This window comes from Flammeovirga aprica JL-4 (genome assembly GCF_012844305.1).
Lineage (GTDB): Bacteria > Bacteroidota > Bacteroidia > Cytophagales > Flammeovirgaceae > Flammeovirga > Flammeovirga aprica.
Genome location: NZ_JABANE010000015.1, coordinates 67,576 through 92,750, shown reverse-complemented (window position 1 = coordinate 92,750; position 25,175 = coordinate 67,576). Strand labels below are relative to the sequence as shown.

General features: G+C 36.8%; 20 protein-coding genes. 6 read left to right on the top strand and 14 right to left on the bottom strand.

Going from position 1 to position 25,175, the window contains the following annotated elements:
* The first annotated feature begins 209 nt into the window (after positions 1–209).
* The 3 genes from HHU12_RS07695 (at position 210) to HHU12_RS07685 (ending at position 3,016) form a co-directional block, all read left to right on the top strand.
* Positions 210–1,388, top strand: a complete 1,179-nt coding sequence (locus HHU12_RS07695) for a cytochrome P450 (protein ID WP_169656163.1) — start codon at positions 210–212, stop codon at positions 1,386–1,388.
* A gap of 68 nt (positions 1,389–1,456) precedes the next feature.
* Positions 1,457–1,765, top strand: a complete 309-nt coding sequence (locus HHU12_RS07690) for a 2Fe-2S iron-sulfur cluster-binding protein (RefSeq protein ID WP_169656162.1) — start codon at positions 1,457–1,459, stop codon at positions 1,763–1,765.
* A complete protein-coding gene (locus HHU12_RS07685; RefSeq protein ID WP_169656161.1) occupies positions 1,766–3,016 on the top strand; it encodes an NAD(P)/FAD-dependent oxidoreductase in 1,251 nt (416 codons plus the stop codon).
* Positions 3,017–3,108: 92 nt separating this feature from the next.
* Here HHU12_RS07685 and HHU12_RS07680 read toward each other — a convergent pair whose 3' ends face one another.
* The 13 genes from HHU12_RS07680 to HHU12_RS07620 form a co-directional block, all read right to left on the bottom strand.
* Entirely contained in the window at positions 3,109–4,854 is a 1,746-nt protein-coding gene (locus tag HHU12_RS07680; protein WP_169656160.1) for a sensor histidine kinase, read from the bottom strand.
* Complete coding sequence (locus tag HHU12_RS07675; RefSeq protein ID WP_169656159.1) at positions 4,851–5,378, bottom strand: hypothetical protein; 528 nt, start codon at positions 5,376–5,378, stop codon at positions 4,851–4,853. Before HHU12_RS07675 ends, HHU12_RS07680 begins: the two co-directional genes overlap by 4 nt.
* A gap of 366 nt (positions 5,379–5,744) precedes the next feature.
* Positions 5,745–7,538, bottom strand: a complete 1,794-nt coding sequence (locus tag HHU12_RS07670; RefSeq protein WP_169656158.1) for a sensor histidine kinase — start codon at positions 7,536–7,538, stop codon at positions 5,745–5,747.
* Between the two features lie 134 nt (positions 7,539–7,672).
* Positions 7,673–9,169 carry a sensor histidine kinase gene (locus HHU12_RS07665; protein ID WP_205959816.1) on the bottom strand — a complete coding sequence of 499 codons (1,497 nt, stop codon included), beginning with the start codon at positions 9,167–9,169 and terminating at the stop codon, positions 7,673–7,675.
* A gap of 761 nt (positions 9,170–9,930) precedes the next feature.
* Positions 9,931–10,797 carry an RnfABCDGE type electron transport complex subunit B gene (locus HHU12_RS07660; protein WP_062622099.1) on the bottom strand — a complete coding sequence of 289 codons (867 nt, stop codon included), beginning with the start codon at positions 10,795–10,797 and terminating at the stop codon, positions 9,931–9,933.
* 319 nt (positions 10,798–11,116) lie between these two features.
* On the bottom strand, positions 11,117–11,974 hold the full coding sequence (locus tag HHU12_RS07655; RefSeq protein ID WP_169656156.1) for a ferredoxin reductase domain-containing protein: 858 nt from the start codon (positions 11,972–11,974) through the stop codon (positions 11,117–11,119).
* Between the two features lie 18 nt (positions 11,975–11,992).
* A complete protein-coding gene (locus tag HHU12_RS07650; RefSeq protein ID WP_156152505.1) occupies positions 11,993–12,187 on the bottom strand; it encodes a hypothetical protein in 195 nt (64 codons plus the stop codon).
* Positions 12,188–12,191: 4 nt separating this feature from the next.
* A complete protein-coding gene (locus HHU12_RS07645; RefSeq protein ID WP_044210847.1) occupies positions 12,192–12,773 on the bottom strand; it encodes an electron transport complex protein RnfA in 582 nt (193 codons plus the stop codon).
* Positions 12,770–13,408, bottom strand: a complete 639-nt coding sequence (rsxE, locus tag HHU12_RS07640; RefSeq protein WP_062621991.1) for an electron transport complex subunit RsxE — start codon at positions 13,406–13,408, stop codon at positions 12,770–12,772. The genes HHU12_RS07645 and rsxE overlap by 4 nt, the downstream gene beginning before the upstream one ends.
* A gap of 2 nt (positions 13,409–13,410) precedes the next feature.
* A complete protein-coding gene (locus tag HHU12_RS07635; protein ID WP_169656155.1) occupies positions 13,411–14,094 on the bottom strand; it encodes an FMN-binding protein in 684 nt (227 codons plus the stop codon).
* On the bottom strand, positions 14,091–15,107 hold the full coding sequence (locus HHU12_RS07630) for an RnfABCDGE type electron transport complex subunit D (protein ID WP_044210841.1): 1,017 nt from the start codon (positions 15,105–15,107) through the stop codon (positions 14,091–14,093). Before HHU12_RS07630 ends, HHU12_RS07635 begins: the two co-directional genes overlap by 4 nt.
* On the bottom strand, positions 15,100–16,449 hold the full coding sequence (gene rsxC / locus HHU12_RS07625; protein WP_169656154.1) for an electron transport complex subunit RsxC: 1,350 nt from the start codon (positions 16,447–16,449) through the stop codon (positions 15,100–15,102). The genes HHU12_RS07630 and rsxC overlap by 8 nt, the downstream gene beginning before the upstream one ends.
* An 11-nt stretch (positions 16,450–16,460) precedes the next feature.
* Positions 16,461–21,374: a 2-oxoacid:acceptor oxidoreductase family protein gene (locus HHU12_RS07620; protein ID WP_205959815.1), complete on the bottom strand. Its 4,914-nt coding sequence runs from the start codon at positions 21,372–21,374 to the stop codon at positions 16,461–16,463.
* 833 nt (positions 21,375–22,207) lie between these two features.
* Here HHU12_RS07620 and HHU12_RS07615 point away from each other — a divergent pair.
* The 3 genes from HHU12_RS07615 (at position 22,208) to HHU12_RS07605 (ending at position 24,077) form a co-directional block, all read left to right on the top strand.
* Positions 22,208–22,654 carry a hypothetical protein gene (locus HHU12_RS07615; protein WP_169656153.1) on the top strand — a complete coding sequence of 149 codons (447 nt, stop codon included), beginning with the start codon at positions 22,208–22,210 and terminating at the stop codon, positions 22,652–22,654.
* A 520-nt stretch (positions 22,655–23,174) separates the two neighbouring features.
* The gene (locus HHU12_RS07610) at positions 23,175–23,612 is read left to right on the top strand and encodes a GNAT family N-acetyltransferase (RefSeq protein WP_169656152.1); all 438 of its coding nucleotides are present in this window, start codon (positions 23,175–23,177) and stop codon (positions 23,610–23,612) included.
* Positions 23,613–23,828: 216 nt separating this feature from the next.
* Complete coding sequence (locus HHU12_RS07605) at positions 23,829–24,077, top strand: helix-turn-helix domain-containing protein (protein WP_169656151.1); 249 nt, start codon at positions 23,829–23,831, stop codon at positions 24,075–24,077.
* A gap of 156 nt (positions 24,078–24,233) precedes the next feature.
* Here the strand turns inward: HHU12_RS07605 and HHU12_RS07600 are convergent, their stop codons facing one another.
* The gene (locus HHU12_RS07600) at positions 24,234–25,079 is read right to left on the bottom strand and encodes a family 16 glycosylhydrolase (protein ID WP_169656150.1); all 846 of its coding nucleotides are present in this window, start codon (positions 25,077–25,079) and stop codon (positions 24,234–24,236) included.
* Positions 25,080–25,175: the final 96 nt, after the last annotated feature.

Genomic DNA, 25,175 nt, shown 5'->3' with positions numbered 1-25,175 from the left:
GTATCACTCAAGCATTAGAAATCATAACTTTAAGAAATTACTCAAAATCGAATAAGTCTGACAGAATGAATTAAGGAAAAAGAATATGGGGGTAAATTGGGAGATTTATTGAAACAAAATTACTTCCCAAATCTTCATTCTTCACTCTTAATTCTTCATTAAAAAAGTGCTCTTATGCTTGATTTTTTTACACTCAAACGACACAAAGTATGGAACACTTGAAAGAAGATAAGAAAACTAAACTAAGCGAATTCCCAGATGCCTTTGAGCAAGCAAGAATTGAAAAAGGATATGGTGAAATTGATGATCAGAATGATCCGGTGACAATGTTATTGCGTCTGAAAGATGTACGTAAAACAGCACATAATTGGAAAACGTTTATTTCAGGAGCAGAGCCAGGACGTATTGTTGTACCTTCTGAAGTGCATATTAGAGATATTCGTCAGATTCCATTTGAAGTAGATCCGCCAGAGCATAAATCGTATAGAGATTTGGTAGAGCCTTGGTTTAAAAGACCGTTGGAGGAGGAGTATCAAAAAGTATTGAAGACGATTATTGATGAGTTGATTGATGAGGTATTGACGAAAGAGCAGTTTGAAGTGGTAGGGGATTTCTCATTGAAATTACAATCAAGAGCTTTGACGACTTTATTGAATGTACCTTATAAAGAATCTGAGACTTGGATTGATTGGGGCGTACACGTTTTCCGTTCTGAAGACACTGATTTAGATGGAGGCAAAGCCAATATTCTTTTTGATTACTTGGATGAGAAAATTGAGGAAGCGAGCAAGAACCCAGGTGATGATCTTTATTCATTATTACTTTCTGCTGTAGTAGACGGTAAGAAAATGACAAAAGAAGAGGTGAAAGGTGTGATGATTTTGACGTTTGCTGGAGGTAGAGATACAGTGATCAATGCCGTAACGAACTCAATTGCTTATTTCGCCGAGCATCCAAATTCTTTAAAACGAATTGCTCAGGAGCCTGAAATTACGGGTAGAGCAGTGGAGGAGTTAGTACGTTATTTCGCACCGTTGACACATATGGGAAGAGTGGTGACGGAAGATACGCAAGTGTGTGAGCATGCCATCAAAAATGATTCAAGAGTATCCTTATGTTGGGCTTCTGCCAATAGAGATTCAGCCGTTTTTGAAAATCCAAATGAAGTGGTTTTAGATCGTAAGGTGAACCCTCACGTAAGTTTTGGTTTTAGTACGCATAACTGCCTAGGGGCTACTCATGCTCGTCAAATCTTGAAGATTTTGTTGACTTCTTTAGCGGAAAAAGTGAATGCTATTGAAATCAAAGACGCAAAGGAAAATATAGAAGAATGGGGAGAGTTTAAACGTAAAGTAGGGTTTAAAAATATCACTGTAAGTTTTAATTAATTCTCATTTCTAGCCCACGACTTAAGTCGTGGGCTAATGATGAGACATCCAATATAACACGAATAGAAATGGCTAAAATAACATTTATAACAAAAGAGCAAGAGTCAATTGTAGTAGAGGGAACAGCGGGTTCGGTGATGGAATTGGCAGTACAAAATAACGTAAAAGGAATTGATGGTGACTGTGGAGGTGTGTGTTCATGTGCCACTTGTCATGTGCAGGTAGATCCGGCAACAGTCGATAAGTTAGGGGTAGCAAGTGAGATCGAGCAGGATATGTTGGAGTTGGATGATGATGCGAATGAGTACAGCCGTTTATGCTGTCAATTGCAGGTGACAGAGGAGATTGATGGGTTGGTGCTTAATGTAGTGAAGTAAATGGATAATAATAAATGCTGTGTAATCATTGGTGGAAGTCACGGAGGTATCAACGTGGCTTTCTCCTTGAGAAAAGAAGGTTGGGAAGGTAAGATTGTGGTCATCGATCAGGACCCTAATTTGCCTTACCAAAGACCACCACTTTCAAAAACTTATCTTACAGTAAAGGATGAAAGTGGGTACATTCCGTTGAAGGGAGAACAGAGTTATGCTAATGAAGGGATTGACTTGCTTTTAGGTAAGGAAGTGGTAAAAGTGGATAAAACTACACAATCTGTTTATTTGTCTTCCAATGATGTAATCACGTATGACTATTTGGTTTTAGCGACAGGTGCTTCACCAATTATTCCTCCAATTAAAGGAATCGATACGGCTCAAAACCTTTTTGTAATGCGCAATATCCAAGATGTAAAAGGGATTCAGTCTGCATTAGAAAGTGGTGTACAGAAAGTGGGTATCATCGGTGGTGGTTATATTGGTTTAGAAACAGCTTCTTCTCTAAGAAAATTAGGACTAGAAGTAACTGTTTTTGAAAGAGAAGAAAAGCTTTTACCTAAAGTGAATGCCGATGAACTGTCTGACTTTTTATTTGAATTACATCAAAAGAATGGTGTTCAGATTCAGTTGAATGCAAGTGTATCTGAAATCAATAATGAGGGAAGTACACAGACGATCATCACCGATCAAGGTAATGCGTTTGAATGTGATATGATCATTATGGGAGTAGGGGTTTATGTCAATCAAACACTGAGTGATCAGTTAGCCTTAGATTACAAAAATGGAATTGTGGTGAACGGCTATTGTCAAACTTCTGAAGATACTATTTATGCAGTAGGAGATTGTAATACTCATTATAATACCATTTATGATCAATCGATTCGTTTAGAATCCGTACAAAATGCAGTAGATCAAGCAAAGATTGTTGCTAAATCCATTACAGGAAACCCTGAAGCGTATAACAGTTTGCCTTGGTTCTGGTCTGATCAGTATGATGTGAAATTACAGATTGTAGGTCTTACAATTGATTCAGACAATCATATTATCAGAAGAGAAGCAGAAAACAAATGGTCGATTTGGTTTTTCAAAGGAGATCAAATACGCTCAGTATATGCCATTAACAATGCAAAGGCCTATGTGGTAGGTATGAAAATGATCCAGCAAAATGCTCAACTTGATAAGAAAAAACTAATGGATCCAGAAGAGAAATTGGCACCTAAAAACCTTCTCATTCAGACGGAGATTAACGTTTAACAGGTACTTCATTTCACTTCCTTAAGACAAGGAATAATAGTTATAGTTGATAACCTCATGATGTGTATCATGAGGTTTATTTTTTAGATGAATCAAATTCTTATTCTCTCTATACCAATATACGTACCCAATTCAGAAGCATTGATTTCAATAATGCCATTAATGGTATACACTCTGTTTTTGAGTTGTTGTAAAGCTTTGGAGTTTGAAAGTTGAAGAGGAAGATCATTTTCAAAATAGATATTGATTTTATGGTCTTCCATAAGCAAGCTAAGGTGTATGGTTTGCTTTTGATTATCCTCAATTGATAAGTCCAATAAAGCTTGGATAATTCTATAGATCTGATTTTTGATCAGTAGATCCATGTCCATTTCAACGGAAGGAATACTAAGGTGAACCTTTGCTAGGTTATATTTTTTCTGATGACACAAATCTTCTATTACATCATAAAATGTTTCATTTTCAAAATCAGGAGAAACCAAATAGTGACTTATGGTTCTTACTTTTGAAATTGTTTTACTGATAGAGGAAAGAATCGAAGGATTATTGATGTTTTCTGATTGCTGAATGTGATCTAATTTTTGATTGACTTCTTCCTCTAACTTTGTTCTTATTTGTATTCTCTCCTCTTCTTGCCCTTCAATTAATGCAGAAGAATATTTTTGGTTGATTTCAAATTGTAGTTTTTCCAAAGCCATTTTTTCCTTGTAGACTAAATAGGTTTGGTAAAATAGGAGGGAGAGATAAGCGATCATATCAAAAGTGATAATGATATGGAAGATATATCTATTGACCTCTCTTTTTTCAACTACATGTGCGTTGGGGAGGACTGAAAATACAAATACTGTCATGGCAGTGATCATAAAGATTCCAAGAGCATAATAGACAACTCTTCTTTTTTCCTTGATACCTAAATAGAGCAAACGCATAATACCAATATCCGAAAGTAACACCATCAATACTGCAAAATCAACTAGGTGCTGTTGCAGGTTTATCACAAATTGAGATTCACCGAAGACCATAAACAGTAAATGAATAGCGATAAGAGGAAGTACTGATTTTTTCAAGATCAAACCGTATGTTCCTAAATAGTTACTTCTTTGGAAAAGAATATAAGAGTATAATTCTAAAGCAAAATAATGGTATGCATTTGAAATGATAAGCAGAAAGTATTTATTATAAGGGGCAATCCCTAACGAAATATAATCCACTAGTGAACCATATTCAGTTTCAGGATAAGCAACATACAATACGGCACAAATCACATACACCACAAAAACTCTTTGCTTAAGAACAACAACACATAGTAACCCTATAAGTATGGTCAGGAAAATTAACGACCTGCATATAATTTTTACAGACCGTTCTAATTGATAGATCTCTTGAAACTGTTGTAAAGGATAAACTTTGACACTTTGGTTTACGGGCCATAGTTCATCGTAGATTTCGCAGTATACACTAATTTCTTGATTGGCTTTAATTGGGATCGTCTCACCCAGGCTGTATGTAATTCCCTTTGGGATGTTTTTGTGTTCCCATCCATATTGCATTTTATCAAGTAATTGATGATCACTCACTACCCATATTTTAAAGCTTTTTACGATCACGCTATTAATTTTCAAAACTAAATCCTGATCTATACTACTGTGTAATTTCACTTTAAAATAATAGAGATCTCCATCGCCAAAGGTGGTGTCCTGACATGCGACCTCATTTGATAAGTTTTCCTCATCAAACTTACACACGTTGCATATTTCGTAAGTGAAGCTTTCATCATTTTTTGTATGACAAGAGCAAAAAGAAATAAGTACTAAAAAGAAGGGTAAATATAATTTCATGATACGTTGGTTTGCTTTTGACTTATTTGTGCGTTGATAAAACTAATTGTACATCCTTTTGTAGTGTTCTCAATCGGGTGTCTTATTTTTTTAATGCTAAAGGTGTCATTATAAGTAAACCCTAAATCATAAAAAGTCTTTTTTTTACCAGCCCTAAAGCTTAGAGTCATAAAGATTCCTTTTGATTTATCATTTGGGAAATTCTTAACGGTATTTCCATAATGAAGGTGGTGTGAAATTGAATCTCCTTCCATCACCCAAAGCTTAAAATCATAAAAGGTGCATCCATTGAAGAAGAGTACTTTTTCGATGTCTTCTTTTGCTACAATATCGACTTTCGCATACTTAATACTCTTAAATAGGTATGCTTTATCGGGAATTACCGGGACAAAAGAGGGTAGGGCATCAACCTGCAGTTCATGATACTGAAGGACATGATCGGTAGATTTGTCTGCGTTACATCCTGTTAGCAAGAAGATGTTAAAAATGAAAAAATAGAAATTAGCTGCTTTTTTAGTAAGCATATATACTAAATGGAATAATTTTGATAAAAGAGGCGGAGTTATTTTTAATTAAAGTTACTACTAATTCAAGAAGAAATCCAATGAAGTTTACAGTAATAACAACTTGTAGCTGTTTATGTATTCATGTAACATTGAGCAGTTGTTTTTTGGGGTAAAATGAAGTATTGTAACAGAAGAAATGGAATAATAATTACGTGCACCATGACTGAAGTCATGGGCAGGTGATACTGACTCCACCAACACTAAAGTGTTGCTTACGTTATCAATCTTCAAGACTTTAGTCTTGATTAGATTGTTTTATCACCTGCCCATAGTTTTAACTATGGTGCACGAAACACTCGTTTACTTTTGTCACAGTACTTAAGACTATTTTTCCGGTGAAATTTGTGTGATAGAACGGTCAAGAGGAATATTGATAAAATTAATTTTACAGCCTTCTTTAACTTCTTCAACTTCCATTTTTCCTTTTAATTTTTCCACTCTGTATTTCATATTTCTAAATCCAATCCCTTCACTATCTGTGTTTTTAGTTATTCCAACACCGTCATTATAATAATGCAGGTTAATGATATTTTGAGCGGGGATATAATTGAAATTGAAGTAAATATTTTGAGCCTGACCGTGTTTGACAGCATTAGCAAGAAGTTCTTGTGTAATTCTATAAAGCTGACTTTCTATAAAAGGGGAATTCAAGGAATTAATATTGATGGTAAAGTGAATGACCACTGTAGTTTTGTATTGTTCGAATATCTTTTCTAATTCCTCCTTAAAGTTATTTTTTAATGAAGATTTTGGTGCTAGTCCTTTAATCATATCATCCAGACTGCTGATCGTATCCGCCAAAATATCCGAAGCATTATATTTAAACACCACTCCCATTTTATCAATCATTGCAAGATTTCCCCCTATATGATCATGTAATTCTCTGCCGATTCTATTTTTCTCATTTTCTTGTCCTTCCATAAGTGCCAGCGAATACTCTCTTTGTAGCTCATTGTATTTCATCAGGAGTGCTTTTCGCTCTTGAATAAGACTATAATATTTATAGAGTATTACAGTGATATAATAGAAAGAATCGAACGTAAATAAATAATAAAAAATAGTCCTTGAAGTTTCATTTTTTTGCATCATACCAAGGTTGGCAAGCCCTGAAAAAAGCATGATAATGATCAGATTTAAAGCAAAGATATAGATGATAGGTTTTGCAATTGGAATTTTGAGCTGGATTCCTTTATAAAGCATATAACTAACAGATAAATAAGCGAAAGTCATACTTGAGGCACCACCGACTAGAATGAAAAAATCATTGATAAAAGGGGAGTCTTGAGGAAATATGAAATAGCTAATACAATTGAGAAAGCAAATGAAAAGAAAGGCTTTCATCGTTTTATTAAACCTTCTGTCAATTCCTTTACCATTAAAAATTAATGAGTAGAAAAAGAAAAAAGTAAATTGATGATGTACTTGTACGATAATTGTTTGTACGAGCTTACTGTTAAAAGAGTCTGGTATAAGGTGAAGAATAAAACCATATTCTGCTTCTATAAAGCCTAAGCCAGTGACAGCATAAAGGATGTAATAGAAAAATATTTTTTTTCTCAGATAGAAACCAAGAAATAAGCCCAAAAAGAAAAAGACACCAAGAATGGAACGGCATATAATTTTCACATATTTCTCGTACACATAAAGCTGTTGCAACTCTTCAGGGCTTTTCACACTAAAACTATCATTGAAAGCATACCCTAAATCATGAATACTGTAATAAATTATCTTTTTCTCACCGTTTTCAAATGACAGTGGAATAGTAATACCTTCCGTTTTATCTTCTGGGAAATTTTGCACTGTGTTACCATAGTGGAGATGTTTAGCGATTGTGTCACCTTCTGAAATCCATATTTGGAAGTCATAGAACGTAGCTCCATTAAATAATAATACTTGATCTGTCTTTTCCTTCGCTTCCAGGCTGATAGAGGCGTATTTGATGCTTTTAATTAAATAAGGTCTTTCTGAAATAATGGGCATAAACGAAGGAAGTGCATCAGCTTCAAATTCATGGGTTTGAATGATAATCTGATCAGTTGAACTTTTACTGTCACATCCAGTTAAAAAAGCAGTAAAGAAGAGTAAAAAATAAAAATTAGTAACAATTTTAGTAAGCATAGCTACTAAATTAAATGTAGATGGAAAATTTAGATAATATTTAATTTCTACAAGTTACAATATATCTTAGATAAACCTAAAAATGCTCATCTATTAACGTTGCCGTTTCATTTTCCGGCTAATTTTATCTCCATTTATTCACCGAGTTGTATATGAAGGAAGTCAATTTTAGTTTCTTCTTCTACCTCTAAAATCTCCATTTTCCCTTTTAATTTTTCAACCCTATATTTCATGTTTTTTAATCCAATTCCCTTATTTTCTGAGGTCTTATTGAAACCAATTCCATCATCTGCATAATGGAGGTCAATTGCATTCGCCTCTGAAATATAATCGAAATGAAAATAAACATTTTTTGCCTGACTATGTTTTATCGCATTCGTAAGTAATTCTTGACAAATTCTATATAGCTGACGTTGAATATAAGGTGATTGAAGCTTCTTGATATTGAGCTTGAGGTGTATTCTGAAATTATTTTTTGAATAAGGCTGAAATAGTTGTTCTAATTCTGATTTGAAATGATGTTCTTTATTAGATTCTTTAGACAAACCTTTAATGATGTCTTCAAGGCTATTGATGGTATTCTGAAGTAAATCTTCTGAATTATATTGAAAATGCAGATCCTTCTTGTTTAACAATGCAAGGTTACCTCCAATATGATCATGTAATTCTCTCCCTATTTTATTTTTCTCATTCTCTTGCCCTTCCATCAGAGCTAAAGAATAATCCCTTTGCAGGATATTATATTTTATGAGTAATGCCTTTTTTTCATTGGTCAATTGGTAGTACTTATAAAGTATTACAAAAATATAGTAAGTAGAATCAAAAGCGAAAAGATAATAAATGATATACCTTGAGAGATTGTCTTTTGAGATAATTCCTAGATTAGTAAGGACAGAGAAGATAATCACAACAAAGAAATTCACCATGAAGATAAAGGCAACGGGTTTTACTATTGGTATTTTAAGTTGAAAGCCTTTATAAAGCAGGTACATTATAAATATATAACAGCACATAAAACTTGTAAAACTGACCACGACGTTATAGTTAGAAAAAAATGTGCTGTTTTGTTGAAGTACATAGATGAAAATAATATTAATACCAGTAAGATAGAGATACGATTTCATCGTTTTATTAAAGAAAGGTTTTAACCCTTTACTATTAAAAACCAGTGAGTAATAAAAGAAAAAGTAAAAACAGTGATAGAGTTGAGCGTAAATCGACTGCATGAATTTACCATTTACATTATCAGGTAGAAAATGAAGAATATGACTGAATTCACCTTCTACGAATGCAATGCCAGTGAAGGAGCAGAAAAAGTAATAGAAGAATACTTTTTTACGAAAGTAGATTCCTAGGTATAGACCAATAAATAAGAATATTCCAATAATCGATCTGCATACAATCCTTACTTTTTTATCATAATCATATAGCTGATCTAATTCCTCAGGACTGACCAAGGTAAAACTGTCATTGTAGGCAAACCCCAAATCAAAAATACTGTAATATATCTTTTTTGTTTCACCTGCTTTAAATGAAAGAGGAATACTTATTCCATTACTACTATCTTGGTCAAAGTGAGGAACATTATCACCAAACTGAAGATACCTGGATATTGTATCAGATTTTATCACCCAAAATTTGATGTCATGAGTGCTATTGCTATAAAAATGTAGAATTTGATCTCCTTTGACTTTTGAATCAATTCTTATTTCAGCATACTTTATGCTTTTAACAATAAATGGTTTTTCTTCAATTATAGGTATAAATGAAGGCAAGCTATCAGATGATAATACAGTTGTTTGTATTGTATACTGATTTGGGGTTCCGTGGCATTTTGTATAAAAAAGTAAAGAGTAAGTAATACAAAAAAGAAATATAGTAAGTGTTTTAAGCATTTTAGTTTATAGTAGAGAAGTAGAATGTAATTCAGAAATCAATTTGCAATTTAAAAGTTGTTTTGGGATTAATCTAAGGTTGTTGTAATTAATTTCGGTTGAGTATAATTGTATTTAATGTTAAGTACTAGAATAGGAGGAATGGAACAAAGAATTACGAGCACCATGACTGAAATCATGGGCTAGTGATATTGACTCCAACAACACTAAAGTGTTGTCTTCGTTCCCAACCTTCAAGACTTTAGTCTTGATTAGGTTGCCCTATCACCTGCCCGTAGTTTTAACTATGGTGCAAGAAACATTCTTTTACTTTTGTCCTAGTACTGAAGTTGATTTTTTAATAAAAAAACGTATCAATAACTCACAAGAAATGAGATTGATACGCTTTACACTAATTTTAAAAAGCAAATGATAATGTACTTCGGAAAGTATTCATTTTATGATATACCTACCTGATACACATGCTAGTAATAAAGGATTGCTGGTATTTTAAAAAATTAAGAAGTTTCCAATCTTCTTTTTCCTTTGCGAATAATCTTTTTACTTTCAGGACCTTTTACAATACCTTTCTTATCATCTAACCAAACGATAGCCCCTGTAGGACAGCGTTGGATAGCATCTTGTGACTTGTGATCTTTATCGTAGTCAATCGCCGGTAAATTATTGATCATTTGGATCAAGTTGCCTTTTCCATCTACGGCACATTTTCCACATGCCGAACAACCTACTTGGCATTCTTCTAACACTGCATCACCATTTTCAAGGTTTTTACAGTTGACCCACAAGCGATGGCTGATAGGGTGGATAGAGAACAACCCTTTCGGACATGCTTCCACACAATCACCACAAGCCGTACACTTGTCTACATCAACTACCGGAAGAGAATGTTCATTAAGTGAAATCGCATCGAAATCACAAGAAACGGCACAATCTCCTAAACCCAAACAACCCCAGAAACAGCCTTTGTCACCTCCCGAAATCAATGAGGAAGCTTGGCACGTTTTGAGGCCCTCGTATTTTGATCTATTGACAGCAACGTTGGTACCACCACCACAAGCGAGACGAGCCACTTGCTTTTCTTCTTTACCCAAGTCTACCCCTAAGTAAGAAGCAATACCCTGCTGACCTTCTTCTGTATTTACTGAACATTTTCCAGGTAATATTTCACCTTTGACAACTGCTTCTGCAAAAGGTTTACACCCTGGAAATCCACAAGCACCACAATTGGCCTGCGGTAGTAGATCGTTGACAACATCAATTCTTGGGTCTTCGTAGACATAGAACTTTTTGTTGGCAACAATCAGCATGATGGCGAGTAGGAGTGTCAGTCCTCCCAAAGCCAAAAGTGCAGTTATTATTGTCATATCTTGTTCTTTTTTTATTGTTAAATAAAATAGGACCTCTTCACTAAAATAGCACTGGCTCAAGTCTTAAGCTGAAAGTGTGACTTGGACCTACAATTGTAAAAAGTCTGTAGACTTTTAGTTCTATTTTTATGCATCTATAAGTCTTCAGACTTATAGAAATTACAAGCACAAGTGACGCTTCGCTGAACACTTGCGCTAGTTCATTGCATTTTATGAACTAGCCCTAATATGATGTAGTAGCGCCAAAACAAAGTTTCGACGCTACGGACCACCAAGTACACCCCTTAGAGGTGAAAAAAAGTAAATCTTTATGACCTTAGTAAATCACCTCAGCCCACTTGTGACCGGCAATCAACTCTGCCTTACGAACTAACCACGCTTCCTCACTTCCGAGAATTGTAGCAAAAGCTTTGTCTAAATTCTCTTTGATTTTCTCGTGACCAGCAACGTAGATATAGGTATTGTTTTGATTCAACAACTTCAATACTTCCTCCGCTTTACTTTCAATTGTGGCATCCAAAGTGATCGTATCAGACCATTGACCATGAGAAGTCACCGCTTGGAATGCTTTGAAAGTTGCTTTATCGTAGTATTGTGTCAAGTCGTCGTTTTGCTCATTCATGTACAACATTTCCAAACCACTTTTTGCACCGTAGAATAATCTTACAGCACCTTTCCAGTCTTTGACGTTTTCGTAAATATGCTTCACAAATGCTCTAAATGGAGCAATACCTGTACCCATACCAATCAAAATCATATTGGCTGTTTTGTCTTTTGGTAGTTGGAAAGCTAAATCAAAAGGACCAGTGATAGTTACTTCATCCAATACCTTTCTACTACAAAGGAAATTTGAAGATACACCTTTGTATTGCTCACCATTGAATGCATCAACGTAATTACATCTCTTTACCAAAAGTGTGATTCTAGTCTTACCATTTACACGCACTGGAATATCAGAAACGCTGTATAATCTATGATGGTATTTTTGACCGAAATCGCCTTCTTTTTCTACTAAAACACCAAAGCTTTGGTTGACTTTACATTCGAAATTAGGATCTTCAACTTCTAAAATAATTTCCCTAACTTCTTCTGATTTAGACGGTGAAACTCTAATACTAAGAATCACTTTCGCCTTATATGTTGTTTCTGTTTTATAATCTGCTAATGAACTCATATCAATATCTTTTTTAATTTAAACATTCGCTTTTTTGAATTGCTTCTTGCAAACTGCTCCACACGAACAGCTTCCACATTGTGATCTATGCTTCAGCACGTCTTCGTCGTTCAGTTCTTCTTTGAAAAGTTGTCCCCAAAGCGATTGAACTACGATCCATGCCACTAAAATGACAACGAGAATTAAGAGTGCTGTGAAATATTTAATTAGCATAGTATTACCCATTTAGTCCTGAAAATCCCATAAATGTGAGTGATAAAATACCACCGATCAACAGCGTTAAAACTGTTCCTTTGACCACATTGGGTACTTCAGCAAATTCCATTTGTTCACGTAATCCGGCCATCAGTAATAAGGCGATTGTAAATCCAGCACCTGCTCCTAAAGCGTAGAATACACTTTGAAGAAGGTCATAACCTTTGTTGGTTTGGAATAATACAAGACCTAAAATGGCACAGTTTGTCGTGATCAAGGGTAAGAAAATACCCAACGCCTGGAAGAGTGAAGGACTCATCTTTTTGATGATCATTTCCACCAATTGTACCGTAGAGGCAATCACAACAATGTAGCTGATCAATTGGAGGAAGGGCGCGTCGATAAATACAAGTAAACTATGAATGCCGTATCCACAAACTGCACTTATCAGCATAACGAATGTCACCGCTCCCCCCATTTTTGTCGCCGTATCCACCTTTCCAGAAACTCCAAGGAAAGGACAAATTCCAAGAAAATACGCTAAAACAAAATTATTGATTAGACAGGCATTTAAGAAAATGCCCCATAAAGGTTCGTTGTTCATGATGATGTCTTTTTAGATTTAAAAATATTAAATACCAAAAGCCAAAATGCTAGTGTAAAGAATCCTCCTGCAGGTAGAATCATCACGATCCAGTCTTGAAACTGATCGGGGAATACCTGAAAACCAAAGAGACTTTTACTGCCTAGTAATTCTCTCACCACGCCCAAGCACAATAGACCAAAAGTGAAACCTACTCCCATACCCAAGGCATCCATGATGGATTTGCCGATGGTATTTTTAGAGGCAAATGCTTCTGCTCTACTCAAAATCAAGCAATTCACTACAATCAGAGAGATAAATGCTCCCAAGCTTTTGTGTAGTTCTACACTGATGGCTTGGATGACATAATCGATGATTGTTACGAAAGTGGCGATAATTAATATATAAGAGGAAATCCTTACTTGTTTTGGAATAAAATTACGTAATGCGGAGATTAAAATATTCGACATTAGTAATACAAAGGCAGTCGCTAAACCCATTGCTAGGGCGTTGCTTGCCGTGTTGGTTACAGCCAAAACAGGACACATTCCCAAGACCTGTACGAATACAGGGTTCTCTTTCCATAATCCTTTAATAAACTCATCCGTAGATAAGTCTTTCTTTTTCGGAGGTTCTTTTTCCAATACTGTACTCATCGTTATTGTATTTTAAATTCCGAAATATTACGCTGTATAATTGGAAGCATTTCTGAAGTACTTTCATTCAGAATATTTCCAATGGCTCTTGATGAAATAGTAGCACCCGTGATGCCGTCTACTTCCCATAAGTTGTTCTTTTCTCCACTTTTTACGGTGGTTACAGGGTTGATCAACTGTGATTTATCAGCATTCAGCTTTACATCCATCGCTTCGAAGTTGGCAAGGAAAATTTCATCTTTTTCGATTTTATCTCCCAAACCAGGCGTCTCTTTACTTTCCAGTACATAGAAACCCACGATCTCTTCTTTCTGAGGATTGTAACCATACAATACCTTGATCACATCAGCATACCCTTGACCGGCTCCTTGGATTGCAATTCCTGCCAATTCACCTTGACCTGTAAATCCTGCATAGACTACCGTCGCTTCTTTTTGATTTTCAGGTAGAGGCTGGAAATGCCCCTCTTTGTCCAAATAAAAAGCTCTTGTTTTCTCAATGCCTGGAAGTACTTTGAAGATGGCATTTTGCAATGCTTCTTGTTTTAGAAAAGCAATTCTTTCGGCGGTTCCTTCATAAGTCAGTACAATCAATAAAGCACACAAGGCTCCTATACCGACCATCGCCGTCAACATCTTCTTACTGTTGGATGTTGGTTGCTCCTGTTGTTCTATAGTTGCACTCATGACTTTTTCTTTTTAGATGTACCGTAAACTCTAGGTTTTAGCCATTGATCCAATTGTGGAGATAATGCGTTGCCGAGTAAGATGGCGTACATTACCCCTTCAGGGAGTCCACCCCAAATACGGATTACAACGACTAAGATTCCTATAAAAGCACCGTAAACTATGATTCCTTTGGTGGTTAATGGAGATCCTACCATGTCAGTTGCCATAAAACAAGCACCTAGCATTAACCCTCCAGAGAATAACATAAACAATGGAGAAGGGTAGAGTTCTGCATTAAACAAATGCAAGGCACCACTTAGAACGATTACTGAAGTCAGAATACTTGCTGTAATCTTCCAGTTCGCCATTTTTCTCACCATCAAATACACACCACCTGCAAGGATCAAAAAGCTACTTGTTTCGCCCAATGAACCTCCAATCATACCAAAGGCAAGATCGAATGAAGGGGTAATATGATGATCAAATTTAAAAGCGGATAATGGTGTCGCTCCCGATGTGATATCGTATACAGGTTCCATAAATGGCAAGGCCAAAACGGAAGATGGAATACTTGTAAAACGATCAGCGGATAAAGCATCTGTCCAAGTGGTAATTGCTACAGGGAAAGCCGCCTGCAGAACAGCCCGTCCTACTAAGGCAGGATTAAAGACATTGTATCCTAATCCACCAAAAACAAACTTTCCTAAGCCAATAGCAATGAAGCCTCCACAAGCTACCATCCATAATGGGAAGGCAGGAGGGAGGGTCATTCCCAACAGTAAACCTGTGATCACTGCAGAATAATCTGAAGTGGTCACTTTTCTTCCTGAAACTTTACACAAAGCGTACTCTGTGATAAGACAAGAAGCAACTGCGGTACCCAAGACCAATAAAGCGGATAAACCAAAAGTGAAAACGGAAAATAAGGCTGCCGGAATTAAGGCATACACAACATTTTTCATTATCACTTGCGTACTATTCCCCTTTACAATGTGGGGAGAAGTACTGATATGTAATGTTTTATTAAGCATGTTGTTTCGCAGATTTTCGTTTTCTAACGATTGATTTTGACAATCTGAAATATTGCACCAGCGGGATATGTGAAGGGCAAACGAATGAACATGAACCACACTCGAAGCAGTCCAATAAATTCTGTTCCTCTGCCATTCGATCATAGGCTTTAAATTTTGCCATCAGACCCATTCTTGATGGATTCAAGGATAAAGGACAAGCTTCCACACAAGCACCACATTTGATACAAGGGTGTTCTTCATTTCTGGAAACCACGTCTTCATCATTGAAAACTAGGATACCAGAAGTTCCTTTTACAATTGAAATATCAAGGTTGGAAACGGCCATACCCATCATTGGGCCACCCATATACACCTCACTGATGTTGTCACTGATTCCCACTTGATCCAAAACGTAACGTAAAGGAGTTCCCATAGGAATAAGGTAATTTCCTTTGTTTTTTACTCCTGGACCCGTGATCGTGACCACTCTTTCTTGGATGCCCCAACCGTGCGGAAGAAGACGCCCAATCTCTGCAGCTGTTGCCACATTGACCACCACTGCACCTACATCAATAGGCAATCCACCTGAAGGAACTTCAACCCCCATAATGGACGTGATCAACATTTTCTCAGCACCTTGAGGATATTTTACCGGAACGACTTTCACTTCGATAGGAAGATCTTTTGGAATAAAACGTTCCAAATGTTCCGCAGCATCCATTTTGTTGGCTTCAATACCGATGATCGCTTTCGGTGCACCCGTTGCTTTCATCAAGTATTTAATACCATGAATGACATCCTCAGTCTGTTCTAACATTACTCTATGATCGGTAGTGAGATAAGGCTCACATTCGATACCGTTGATCAAGAGTACTTCACAATTCTTATCATCAGGTACTTTTAACTTGACGTGAGTCGGGAAAGCCGCTCCACCCAAACCAACAATACCTGCATCTTGAATACCTTTCAAAATCTCATCTGCACTTGCCGTCTCTAGATCGAGGGGCATTCCTTCGGCTACTTCTTGACCAGAAAAAGGGAATACCTCCAGGAAGATTCCTGGAGACATTTTTCCTGAGATGGTAGGGACATTCGCAATCTTACGGATGATCCCTGCAGCAGGAGCGTGAATCGGTACTGACACATAGCCTGTAGACTTTGCAAGCAGTTGACCTCTTTCCACTTCCTGACCCTCTCTTACTACAATTTCTGAAGGAGACCCAATGTGCTGTGCCATGGGTATAATTAGCACCGGAGCGAAATCAAATTGACGAATCGGCAGGTGATTGGTCTCTTCTTTGTACTCCGGTGGATGAACCCCATGTTTGAACGTATCCTTATGAATATTCAACATTTTCATAGGTTCAATCTTTAATTAAATTTCTCTCCTCTTTTCATCCATTTTTCCACGTCTTTCTCCGCCATATTAGCCGGTGTACCTGGGTGAATTACTCCAGCAGTACATTTTTCTGCTGCTTTCACAATGTCTTGATACGTACCGCCGTCAGAGTTTTTGACAAAGGCTTTTTTATCTGAATTATAGCTGAAAATTTTGCTGTTGACTTTAATACACTCATCGCAAGAAGTACATTCTTCTGTTTCTAACCATGGAGCGATATAGTCTGGATTTTCACCACCTGCTGGAGACTCAGGAGATGATGCAGCGTCAGAAGAGGCAGTAGAGTTTACCAAACTTTCCATGTTCATGTTACCTCCACCGGCTAACTTCATCAATCCCTGAGCAATGTTTCCAACCACTTCAGCTTTGATTTTCTCTTCGATATTTTCTTCAGGTTGTTCTTTCACACCTGCAAGACCTTTCAGCATGATCCAGAAGTCTCTTCTTTCTTCACAAGACTCCACAATCGGATCAGCCACTAACACTCTGTTTAAGTGTTGTTTTCTATCTACAGCCCAGATGAATGGATATTTACCTTCTCTTTCATCTGCGTCCATTTCAAGGTACTTACTGATCACTACCATATCCTCATTCCAAGCATCACGAGGAACTTGTCTGAAGTGCTTTCTGAAACGAGCTTCAGTCAAGGCAAAGTCCGCAAATGTCATATCCAATTCCATTTCCTTCTCTTGCTCATTCTCTAGGTACTTCAATGTGTATGAAGGCCAGTTTTTCTCCATATCAGGGTTACCCGCTAAGTCGAAGTTCTCTTCCGTAGTTTTGCCCATTTCAGGGTTGTACTTGAAGATTGGGTAAGAACGAGACTCTAAGGCTAATTTCGCTTGGTGTGCTCCTAAATCATCCGCAACACCGTGCTCCGGCTGACATGTTGTATACAAGTTGAATAAGGCAGGGCGTTTTGCTTGAAGACCGTCTATAAATCCTTCGATCATCTGAGTAGTATTCGCCAATGTACCTTGCAATACATACGTATTTCTATGTGCCATTGCTAATAAACCGATCTCCTTACGAGGCTCTGATTTACCTTTCCAAACCTTACCGTACTGTGCCATATCTGATACTTGACCGATAAAGCCTGAAGTACATGCTTGACCACCTGTGTTAGAGTATACTTGTGTATCTACAACGATTACTTTGATTGGTTTACCCGAAGCCATCATTCTTGATAGGTTTTGGAAACCGATATCATACATAGAACCGTCACCACCAAGTGCCACTACAGGAGGGCAAAGGTGCCACTCATCGTCTGAGAATTGCTCCCAGTTGAAGTAAGTGAAGAAGTCATCGTGCTCTGCTGGATTGTACTCTCCGCTTAATTCCAATTCCGCTTTACGGATCGCTTTAAATCCTTCAGCCATTTTCACCATGTGTCCTTCAAATACACCCATTGCTAATGATGTAGAATCTTGGAATAAATGGTTGGCCCATGGGAATGGATAAGGGTTGTAAGGATAAGTACTACCCCAAACTGATGTACAACCTGTGGCATTACAAATACCCATATTCGAACGACCTTCACCTGTTGTACCTTGCGTATATTTCCATTTCAGTTGCTTCAATTGAGCAATCAGCTGACTTGTATTTCTTAGCCATTCTTGATCAATTGGCTCACTGCCTTTTTCTTCTTCAAATCGGTTAGTGATATCCGCCATTGTCAAATCTTTGTCCTGCATTTCAGTGACAATTTTCGACATCATATCTGTATCATTCAGATTGACAGTACCGACAAGTTTCGTTTGAAGATGTTTCTCCATCTTACCGATCAACTCGTCTAAGTATTTCACATGCTTCTCAACTCTTGGATTCATTAATGACTCCACTGTAGCTGTAAATAAGTGAACTACTGTTTTCTCCGAACAACCTAAACAAGCACCGTCACCTGATGCGAATGCACCGTAAGCGTCCTTGTTCAATAACAATGTTTCTAGAGGTCCGATTTTCTCCTCCAGATCATCAATTCTGTTGTACTTCTCAGGAGTAGTAGGAAGATCTTCCCATAGATCCCACTCACTGCGTAGTTTGGCAACAGCACCTTCTGTTTGAATGACAGTTTTAAGGGCGTCATCATTACAAACTTTCACACATTCCATACAACCTTTACAAGTCGCAGGGTTTAATGTGATACTGAATAGACCACCACTGTTTTTTTGTTTTTTCTCATTCAGGTTGTAGTAAGGTCTTGTCAAAGCAAATTTGAAGTCCCCTAATTCCTCTTTGAACCATCCTAATTCTTCCACTAATTTCGCTTCCGTATCAGGGTTAGCAATTGCCTCATCAATCACTTGATGGATTTGCTGATTCACTGAGATTTTTTCATCATTCTCCCCGTTAAATAAACCTCTAATTTGGCTTTCCATCTTACGGATCGCTCTTGGAAGTTCAGTTACTTCGAAATGATTTTTCTTCACTCTCTTCACTACAGTATCTAATACTGACGAAAGCTCAGAAACTAAACCTGGAAGTGCTGTATCAGGGCAAACTGTATAACAGTCACCACAAGCTGTACAATTTTCAGGCACCCACTCCGGATATTCAAAACGAATACCAGTCATGTCTCTGAATAGGGAAGTTGTAGCAGGCATCAAACTCAAACCGATAAATGGATCAGTCAAGTTATCATTACCCATACCTCTTTGGTAGAAGTTACCTGTTTGCTCCCAGAAACGGTGTACATCACTCAATTTCGACTCACTGACAGGACGTTCTTTCAACATCTTCGGCACTGTAACAGCACCCGCATCTTTCTTCTGAGATGTCGTTGTTAATTCCTTATTAGTGATCTCATGAATTTCAGTGAAACCTCTCTTCACCACACGCATGTTGTCATCTACAACACGTTGTCCTTTGGCTCCGAATTTATATTGTAATTGGTCCTCAATGGCTTTCAATAAAGTCTCATCAGTAAGACCTGCTTTTTCTTTTAATGGAGAAGCCGAGAAGAAGGCACCTTGGAAGGCGATACCTTGCATACGAAGCTGTAATTCTGGATCTGTAGCTTCCTCTCTTGCGATCTTAAATCCATCGATATACCAGATATGAATATCGTTTTGGATGATCAGTTTTTGATATTGTTTTGGAATATCAGCCCATACCTCTTCAGGCGTTGCTTTTTCACTTTGAATAATGAAATGACCACCTTTTTTCAAACCTGCTAACGCATTGGTGTGCTTGAATACGTTAGGATCTGGAGAAAGCACCACATCTACGAAGTAATACTCGCAGTTGATACGAATTGGCTCCGGCGCTGCTGCTAAGTAATAGGTAGTAGGTTGACCTTTTTTCTCCGATCCATATTTAGGGTTGGCTTTAATATCATACCCCAATAGATCGAATAATGTCATGGCTAAGTTCTTACCTGTAGTAATGGCACCCCAACCACCTACGGAGTGGAAACGAACCGTTACCGCACCATTAGGCATCAAGTTAGGATTTTCAGAACCTCTAACCGCCAAGTCTTGAATATTAGGATAAGCCTTTTGGATGCTTTCCTGATATGCTCTTTGTTTTGGAGAAAGTGGATTTTCCTTTAAGAAATCAATCGACAAGTAGAACATTTTCTTCTGAGCACCGTCAGGCAACATGTTTTCTACCGCACCGATAATTCCTTCCGGTTGTAAATCTCTACTACCCATACCAAATGACCCCGAGTACAATACAGGGAAATCTTCTGGCTTCGTATAGCTTGCCAACGTAGGATAAGGAACATTCTTACGGTGTGCACCATTCTCGATACACTTCGTCACTACAGATCTGATCTCTCTCATGATCGGAAGATCTTCTGCTAATGGCTGATCCAAACGTTCTAATACAACTACACCTTTTCTACCCTTCAAGATATGACCTAGCATATCCGCAGGGAATGGTCTAAACATCACTAAATCAACAACACCAATCTTAAGACCTCTTGTTTCTCTTAAGTAATCAACTACTACTTCTGCCGAAGAAACCACACTACCTTGACCTAAGATCAAGTAATCCGCATCTTCGATTTTGTAAGTCATTACTCTCTCATACAGACGACCCGTCAATTCAGCAAAATCTTTGAATGCTTGGTCTGTAATTTCTTGAATATGATCAAAGAAGAATGGACGCTGTGCTGCAACACTCTGCATATAAGCATCTTGGTTTTGTACCAAACCTGCCATCAATGGATTATCCACATCCCAGATTTCAGGAATTCTTCTTCTTTGGTCTCCATAAATCAGGCGTTGTGCCTCAGTAGGAGTATCTATAATATCGTCTGGTCTACCTAAGTACTCTTTGATCAGTTCTCTTTCTGGAAGGCTCAGAGACTCAATAAGGTGAGTCGTTAAGAAACCATCCTGAGCAATGATACCAGGAGTCAGTGCCAGCTCGGCAATTTTATGGGAAATAATATTTAAATCAGCAACGTGTTGTGCCTTTTTGGCAAACAACTGGAAGAACCCAGTATCGTCTACTGCATGGTAATCATCGTGTCCAGCATGTACATTCAATGTAGACTTTGTCATGGCACGAGCACCGATGTTCAATACATACGTTAAACGCTTACCTACCGCCGCATAAAGCGATTCGTGCATGTAAGCAATACCTTGTCCAGAAGAGAAGTTGGTAGCACGCTGTCCAGTCATCGACAGACCTGCTGTTACAGCTGCTGCTGCATGTTCACCTTCCGGTTCAATAAAAATTAAGGGTTTATCAGAGATGTTTAAATGTCCTCTGGCAGCTTCTTCTGCCCAATACTCACCCATCTGAGTTGATGGTGTAATTGGATATGCACCAGCTGCATCTGTAGACTCTCTTTCACACATGATGGCTACTGTATTACCATCCATTGCAACACGCTTTCCAGGGTATTTCGCTTTTGAAGATTTGTGGTCCTTCATCGTTGATTTAGTCTTAATGATATATTTTTTCGTTTTCTGTAGGGTGTACAAATCCATCCTCAAAATTTCATTTTTTGAAGTTGTGTATAGAAAGTGTTGGTGGTATCTATTTCACTTTCCTGGAATATTTGCACACCTTGAATCTAAGATCTGTAGGAGGAAGTTCCTTCTACATAAAAATGTTCCAAGTAGTAGTTGTTGTTTATAGGCTTAACTTCAATAAGTGCTGAAATGGCATCAACACTTAGTTTCAGTTCCTTTAAGAGTAACCTTAATAATTAATGCACTCTAATTGGCAGAAGATGGCTTACTTCAATTATTTAATGGACTGCCACAAGAGTAAGAAAGAACGATCTTCATCTATTTCATACTTCGGTCTTTTAGTGAAGATTTTGGATTGGTTACGGCTCAAAAGTTAGTGCCCTGACATTGCCTTTTGGAATCATTTTTTATTGAATTCTATTCATCTGAGAGAATAGAAACGCTAATGCGGTTTTAAATTGATCATCATTTTGATTGGTGGTTATTGGTCCTTGATTACTTTTCATTCGCTAATGTAGGTTAACGCAATGGGTTGAGTTATGATGGTGCTCAATGAAAAAGATGATCAAAGTCAATTAACTGTCTATAATACGCTTTTTTCGTACTCTCAGACACATTTTTATGACTAATGTTATTTATTTATAAATGTCCAAACAACACTAATTTAAAATTAATACAAATAAGATTTAACGCGTCGAAAATACACTATTCAGCGAAATTTCGCCTTGTTTTCATCAGAATACTTTTTAAATTGCAGTATGCTTACTTCACCAACAAACAATGATACCCACATGATACAAAAACAGTCACATCAAAAAGAAATTCAGGAGTTACTAACCTTCTGTAAAAATGCTCAAAATAATGTAGAACAGTATTTGTCAAAAGATAACTACTATAACAGGAGCATGATGCTAATTACGTTTGAACATCTGTTCATTCATTTAGAAGATTATTTAGTCAATACGTATCATGATTTTGATAGGCAGAGTTATGTTGATTGTACACCATCTACAATGCCTGTTTATGATTATGACGGAAAGGTATTTACATTGGAGTGTGCATCAGAATGGGTGGGGTGTAAGATCTTTGGTGATGCTGAAGAAATTGAGCAATTATTAATACATAGTAATATTACGGACTGGAAAATTGTTCAGAATAATTTAAGAAAAACACGAGCACTTGTGAAAGGTTTGCGTCAGGATAAAAACAAGATGCCAACCAAAAGACAAAGAATATAAAAAAGTGCTGCTTTTTATATCCAATTGAAGCCACCTTATTAAAGGTGGTTTTTTATTTGCTTTTAAAGTACTAAGCCAAAAATAAGATGAATTAGTGTTGTTTATTTTTGACTTAGTACATTGTAAACTAAATTTTCAACATTTAGAAATCAGGTGATTTCTAATGATATAGGGCACGAATGAAGCTAACGCCTAACATTCGTGCCAGTTGGCTTTCTATCATTTTAGTTTGGTAGTGCTTCCCGGCCTTGAAGGGAAAAGCGTTAAAAATTTCATGGATCGAGCCGTTTAAAATGATTTTCCTGTTTGAGCTTTAGCGAGTTTAAAATCATTTAGGCGAGAGGAATGGAATTTAGCTTTTGACTTCAAAGCCTTGAATTTTTTGCTTCGTTTTTGTTTCAAGACAAAATGAAGAAGAAAGTAGCTTGGAAGTAGGATATAAAAAGCTTGCAGAAAAATTGATTGAAAGTTGATGGTAATTTAGTTTACAATTTGCTTAGTAGTTATTTTTAAAAATAAGATGAACTGTAAATATATCACATTAGAAGACGGCTTATATGACAAAGCAAAGTCAATCCGTATCCAATGCTTTTTTGAAGGATATGAAAATGCTGAACAACTCATCAATGATTCTGCGGAAAAAAATGGGATTCATTTGGTCAGTCTTAATGAAAAAGGTGAAGTGACAGGGACGGGCAGACTGAATTTAGAAAATACTACTGCAATTATTTCACAAATGGCTATAAACCCCATCTACCAAAATCAAGGGATAGGAGGACTGATATTGGATGAGCTGATTTTAAAAAGTAAATCATTAGGCGTAGACAAAATCCGTTTGAGCGCCAGAGTAACCGCACAGTCTTTTTACAGCAAAAAAGGATTTAAAGAAGAAGGAGAGGTTTACCCTTCAAAAAAGACGGGGATCCAGCATGTAGACATGGTTTTGCCGTTGGTGTGAATTTTGTGTTAAGTTGCGTTTCAACCGGTTTAAATGCTTGAGATAGTGATGATTGTCATCAAAAAATGAATCTGATTTAAATATATTGCATATGCTTAGTAAAACCAATTACTAAAATGAAAGCTTGGTTAAGTTTTCGCCTTTAATACCCTTACTAAAACAATTTTACTTACATCATTTTATGATGCATGTAGTCACACATAAACTTTTACTCCGATGTATAATTCAAATTTTAAAGTCAAAAAACTATTAATTGGGCTGTGTCTCAATGAAGGAAGAACAATCGAAGAAGTCGCACAACACTTAGGCTTATCTTCCAACCAAGATGAAATCAGAGAAATCGTAGACATTCTTGAAGAAGAAGGATTTATCCAAAACACATGTTTAGGATACAAAAACACTACGACAGAACTTACAGTAAAAGGCTCAAAAGAAGCGTCAACGTTGATTGAGGTTGTACACTAAAAGAAAACCAAAAAGTACTAACCCCAAATAACTTATCATCTTCTCTCCTTTGTAGATAACACACTGTATTGCACATCAAACTTGATATGACAGAAAGCCTTTTCTATCAATTATTTAAAAAAATGAGAGAATTTGTATAGTAATTAACTTTGGTGCTTATATGCCTTCTAATTTCTCATAAGACAGGGCATTCTCATTTGCGTCTTTTCCCCATACTCTGATGTATTCAATTGCAAAATGGGAGGGAAGTTCATTTTCTTTTGGTAACCCGTATTCCTTTGCTAGACTCGTATTTACCCAAACTTCAAAAGATTCTTTTGAAATTGGCCAAGCCACCTCAAACTGTGTATTGTTAATGGAATAAATTTCTTTTCCATCTAGAAATAGTTTTAAATAATGATGATCCCACTCAAAACCATATATATGGAAATCACTGGTGAGGTCGGCAGTATTGAGTAATGGCACCCTTAAGAGTTTTTTTCGGTTCAATTGAGTAGCCGTGTCTATGGAATAATAGCTAAAAAGAAATGGAGTTCTCTCCTTATTTTGATATCGTCTGGGTTTTCCCACTATATCAAAGAGATGAAGTTCAAATAAAGAATTTCGTATACCAAAACTGCTTTGAATACTAGAATTAGCCACTTTAGCTTTAATTTCAAGGTACCCTCCGGCTATTTTATATTTGCTGACTATTCCTCCTGTCGTAACATTTTCGTAAACCTTTCCATTATATTTTTCTTTCGAAAATTGAGCATCAGGTCTCCACGTTGAGGAAATATGTAATTGCTGTTTAGAAAGTTTGATATTTTCACTGAAAAATTGTGAAGGAGCGTCCCCTTTCCAGAGGTGATATTTATTATTATGTCCTTGCACAAACCATTTTGAAGTATCTATTTTATTGGTATTGAATTCGTCGCTGATTTGCTCCCTTAAGGTCCAATCATTAGCGACTTTTTGTTTTGAAAAGGGAATAATTTTATGTTCTTCCTCTTTTATGGTCATATGCGGTTTTTTTGGTAATTGCTTTTGACACGAGGATAAAAATATAAGTAGTACTATTATGTTGAAAAAATGTTGCATGTTATAGACCTATACATT